Raw genomic sequence first — 4251 nt, 5'->3', positions numbered from 1 at the left:
CGCGAAGACCTCGTCCAGGCCGTGGCGCACCTCGTCGGCGATCTCGACGTACTGGGCCGCGAGGTCGACCAGCGGGACGGTGTTCACCGTGGTGTCCTTTCTTCGGGGTGTGCAGCCGGGAGGGCTCCCGCGGTCACCGAGGTCCGAGTGCTCATCGCGGCCTGGGAGAGGCGAGGTGGTCGGCGACGGCGGTTCCCCGCATCTGCCGGTAGCGGCGGGCGAGCCGGAAGCGAGTCATGTCGCCGGCGCCGCGGACGAGCCCCGCCAGGTCCCGGGGCCGCGGGTCGCGCAGCGCCCGCTGGTAGAGCGCCAGCTGGGTCTCGGCGGCGTGCGTCAGGGAGAACCGCGCTTCGACCAGTTCGCGGCCGTACCGGCCCAGCCGGGCGCGCAGGTCGGCGTCGGCCAGCAGTGGGCGCAGCGCGGCCTCGAGCCGGGCGGCGCCGGTGGCGGCGCCGTCGCCGAGGCCGTACCAGCCGCCATCCAGGAACTGCTCGACGTTGTCCGGGGTGAGCGTCTCCCAGAAGCCGAGCTCGCCCTGGACCACCAGTGGCTTGGCGAACGCGAGGGCGCGTAGCGCCGAGCCGCCCATGCCGAGCATGATGTCGGCGGTCTCGTAGGCGGGCCTGGGGTCGAGCAGCGCGCCGGTGAGTACCACGGGTGGGGTCTCGAGCCAGGCGTTCGCCGTGGCGGCGCGCTGTTCGACGGCTGCTCTGGCCGGGCCGTCGCCGACGATGACGAGGCGCATCGGTGTGGGGAGTTGGCGGGCGAGCTGGCCCACCACGTCGATCGCGGTGAGCAGGCCCTCCAGCTTCAGCTCGTCGGCGAGCCGGCAGATGACGACGATGTTCAGGTCTCGCGGGCGCAGTCCCGCGGTGGCGCGGAACTTCTCGGCGGCGTCTGGCGTGAGCGCGTCCGGCGCGTTCGCGCGGGTGTCCACCGGCGGTTCGATCAGGTCGACCGGCGCGCCGCCGGGGTGCTGGCGGGCGAGCGCGGTCCGGCGGATCTGTTCGGTGCCGACCACCAGCGGGACCTGGCGGGGGAGGAAGGGGACGAGCGCCATCGACATGACGGTGGCGTAGGTGGCGGTGCCGAGCCGTAGGCCGGGGCCGTAGGCGGCTTCCAGGATCGGTGGCCACTCGTAGCCGTGCACCAGGTCCACCGACCGGTCGCGGGCCAGCCGGCACAGGGCGGACATGACTGACGGGGTCGGGCGCTTCCCGACCCGGGGAGATCCGACGAAGGGCAGCCCGAGGCTGTCGATGAGTTCGCACAGTTCGCCTGGTTGGCCGAAGACGGTCACCTCGTGATCGAGATCGCGCACGGCCGCGGCCAGCTCGATGGCGTTGAGCTGGCTACCGCCTATTTCGAGGTGGTACGGATAGACGACGATCCTCATCGCGTGGCTCCGCCCTGCGCGGCCTCGCGCAGCGCCGCGGCGACGTGGTCCTGCTCGGCTTCGGTCATGGTGTGGAACAGGGGCAGGATGAGGGTTTGTGCGGTGAGTGCCTCGGTGACGGTGAGGTCGCCGTGGGGGTGGCCGCGGTAGGCGGGCTCCAGGTGCGTGGCCATGATTCCGCGCCGGGCGGAGATGCCGCGTTCGGCGAGGAAGGCGAGCAGTTCGTTGCGGGACATCGGGAAGTCGTCGGGCAGGCGTATCCAGAAGGACTGGTAGTTGGTCTGTCCGTGGGGTGGGTCGGTGACGGCGTACAGCCCGGGCAGGTCCGCGAGTCGCTGCCGGTAGCCGGCGGCCAGTTCGCGGCGCCGGGTGACCATCGTGTCGAGTTTCGCGAGCTGGATGAGGCCGATCGCGGCCTGGATGTCGGTCATCCGCATGTTCCAGCCGGTCTCGAGGTAGGACTCGAGGACGGGTTGGCGGGTGGTGTGCCGGGTGGCGGCGCTGATGTTCATGCCGTGTTCGCGTAGCCGGCGGGCGCGGTCGGCGAGGTCGGGGTCGGTGAGGGTGAGCATGCCGCCCTCGCCGGTGGTCAGCAGTTTGCGGGGGTGGAACGACCAGGCGGCGAGTTCCGCGGCGGCGCCGACGGGGGCGTCGCGGTAGGTGGAGCCCGCCGCGCACGCGGCGTCCTCGAGCACGGCCAGTCCGCGGCCGGTGCACAGCGTCCGCAGTTCGTCGGTGTCGGCCGGCATGCCGGCCTGGTGCACGGCGATGACGGCGCGGGTCGCGGGTGTGACGACGGCTTCGACGGTCTTGGCGGTCAGGTTGGCGGTCTGTGGGTCGACGTCGGCGAACACGGGGGTGGCGCCGACGTGGCGGACGACGTTGGCGGTGGCGATGAAGGACAGTGAGGGTACGACGACGTCGTCGCCGGGGCCGATGCCGAGCAGCAGCAGGCCGAGTTGCAGGGCGGTGGTGCACGACGAGGTGGCCACTCCGTGGCCGGTGCCGGCGTGGGCGGCGAAGGCCTGCTCGAACCGGGCTACTCGCGGGCCTTGCGCGACCCAGCCGGAGCGCACGGCCTCCGCGGCGGCCGCCGCCTCCTCCTCGCCGAGCCATGGCTTCATCACCGGGATGGTCGTCACGACAGACTGTTCCTTTCGGAATCCGAGGGCTCAGGGCCGGACTGGGCCACGCCGGCGACGACCGCGCGGCCGCCCCGGGCAGAGCGCGTGATCAGGCCGTTCCACCCGCCGGGGCCGTCTGTTCCTGCTCGGCGCGCCACCAGTCGACCAGCCGGCGCAGCCCGACGGTGAGGTCGATCTCGGCTTTGAAGCCCAGGTCCGTGGTGGCCGCGGTGGTGTCGGCGAGGCGGCGGCCGACCTCGACGGCTTTGCGTTCGGGGCCGAACTCGATTCCGAGGTCGGGGCGTCCCATCACGCCGAGCAGCGCCTCGGCGAGCTCCAGCAGCGAGGTCTCCACCCCGCTCGCGATGTTGTAGACCCGGTCGGTGACGCCGGCGCGGGCGGCGAGCAGGTTCGCGCGGGCGATGTCGTCGGTGTAGACGAAGTCCATGGTCTGGTGGCCGTCGCCGAAGATCAGGGGTGGTTGGCCGGTGGCGATGCGTTCCATCCAGCGGACGAGGACCTCGGTGTAGAGGCCGTGGACGTCCATCCGGGGGCCGTAGACGTTGAAGTAGCGCAGGGCGACGTAGTCGAGTCCGTGCATGGCGTGGAAGCTGCGCAGCATGGCTTCGTTGAAGGCCTTGGCCGCGCCGTAGAAGGTCCGGTTGGCGTACGGGTGGTGGTCTTCGGTGGTGGGGAACGTCGAGGCCTGGCCGTACACCGACGCCGACGAGGAGGCGATGACCTTGCCGACCCGGGCGGTGACCGCCGCTTCCAGTACGTCGAAGGTGGCGTCGACGAGTACCTGGAGGGCGAGGCGGGGCTGTTCGGCGCACTGGGTGATCCGGATGGCGGCCAGGTGGAACAGCACGTCGGTGCCGGGCATGAGCTCGGCGAGCAGCGCCCGGTCGCGGATGTCTCCCTCGACCAGCCGCAGCCGCCCGGTGCCGGACGCGTCGGTGAGGTTGACGCGCCGGCCGCGGACCAGGTTGTCGATCACGACGACCTCCGCCGCGCCCGCGGCGAGCAGCTGGTCACAGACGGCGGAGCCGATCGTGCCGGCACCACCGGTGACCAGACAGCGCGCCCCGCCGAGCTCGACACCCGTGCCGCCGGCTTCGACACCCGCCCCGCCGGCCTCGACACCCGTGCCGGCGGCCTCCTCGTCGGCGCTCATCGCGTTCCCGCCAGCCGCTGGGCCGGTGTCTGCTGGGCCGGCACGAAGGGCTGGGCCGCCGTGAGGGGCTGGACGGCGCCTTGCTGGGTGAGGCTGCGCGACGCCGCCTCGAGCACCGTGAGGATCCGCAGGCCGGCGTCACCGCTGGTCAGCGGAGCCCGCCGCTCATTGATGGCGGCGGCCCACTCGGCCATCACCTCGGCGAGCGCCTCGCGTTCCCGCAGCGCGGGGGCGACCATGTCCCCCGTCCGATAGGAGATCATGACGTTCTGTCGGGTCTCGGTTGCCAGGCTTGCGGCGTCGGCCAGCTCCACGCCGCGGTCGTACAGGGACAGCCGCTGGGACGGGTTGAGGTCGTCCCAGATCAGCGTGCGCCGCGAACCGCCCACGATGGTGGTGCGCACCTTCGTCGGGGACAGCCAGTTGACGTGGCTGTGCGCGATCGCGCCGGACGACAGCCTCATCGCCAGGTAGGCGACGCACGCCCGGCCGGCGCCGATCGGGTCCGCGCCGTGCGCGGCGACGGACTCGGGCACCACCCCTTCGGGCAGGATCAC

General features: G+C 72.3%; 3 protein-coding genes and 1 pseudogene. All 4 read right to left on the bottom strand.

The genetic code is table 11. The features are described from left to right. Positions 1-151: 151 nt before the first annotated feature. A complete protein-coding gene (locus tag I6A81_RS40565) occupies positions 152-1396 on the bottom strand; it encodes a glycosyltransferase family 4 protein (protein WP_203007991.1) in 1245 nt (414 codons plus the stop codon). Further along, positions 1393-2520, bottom strand: a complete 1128-nt coding sequence (locus I6A81_RS40560) for a DegT/DnrJ/EryC1/StrS family aminotransferase (RefSeq protein WP_238431115.1) — start codon at positions 2518-2520, stop codon at positions 1393-1395. Before I6A81_RS40560 ends, I6A81_RS40565 begins: the two co-directional genes overlap by 4 nt. 109 nt (positions 2521-2629) lie before the next feature. Next, a complete protein-coding gene (locus I6A81_RS40555) occupies positions 2630-3694 on the bottom strand; it encodes an SDR family NAD(P)-dependent oxidoreductase (RefSeq protein WP_203007987.1) in 1065 nt (354 codons plus the stop codon). Beyond that, a pseudogene (locus I6A81_RS40550) lies at positions 3691-4251 on the bottom strand (gfo/Idh/MocA family oxidoreductase); the annotation flags it as partial. The gene I6A81_RS40555 and the pseudogene I6A81_RS40550, both read right to left, overlap by 4 nt.

The sequence above is a fragment of the Frankia nepalensis genome (genome assembly GCF_016786325.1).
Taxonomy (GTDB): Bacteria; Actinomycetota; Actinomycetes; order Frankiales; family Frankiaceae; genus Pseudofrankia; species Pseudofrankia nepalensis.
Note: the sequence above shows the minus strand (reverse complement) of the source record. Positions and strands in the feature narration are given on the sequence as shown.

What these genes read in the sequence shown, in the direction of transcription:
- I6A81_RS40565 (WP_203007991.1), bottom strand. Translation starts at nt 1,396, where the DNA reads ATGAGGATCGTCGTCTATCCGTACCACCTCGAAATAGGCGGTAGCCAG.
- I6A81_RS40560 (WP_238431115.1), bottom strand. Translation starts at nt 2,520, where the DNA reads ATGAAGCCATGGCTCGGCGAGGAGGAGGCGGCGGCCGCCGCGGAGGCC.
- I6A81_RS40555 (WP_203007987.1), bottom strand. Translation starts at nt 3,694, where the DNA reads ATGAGCGCCGACGAGGAGGCCGCCGGCACGGGTGTCGAGGCCGGCGGG.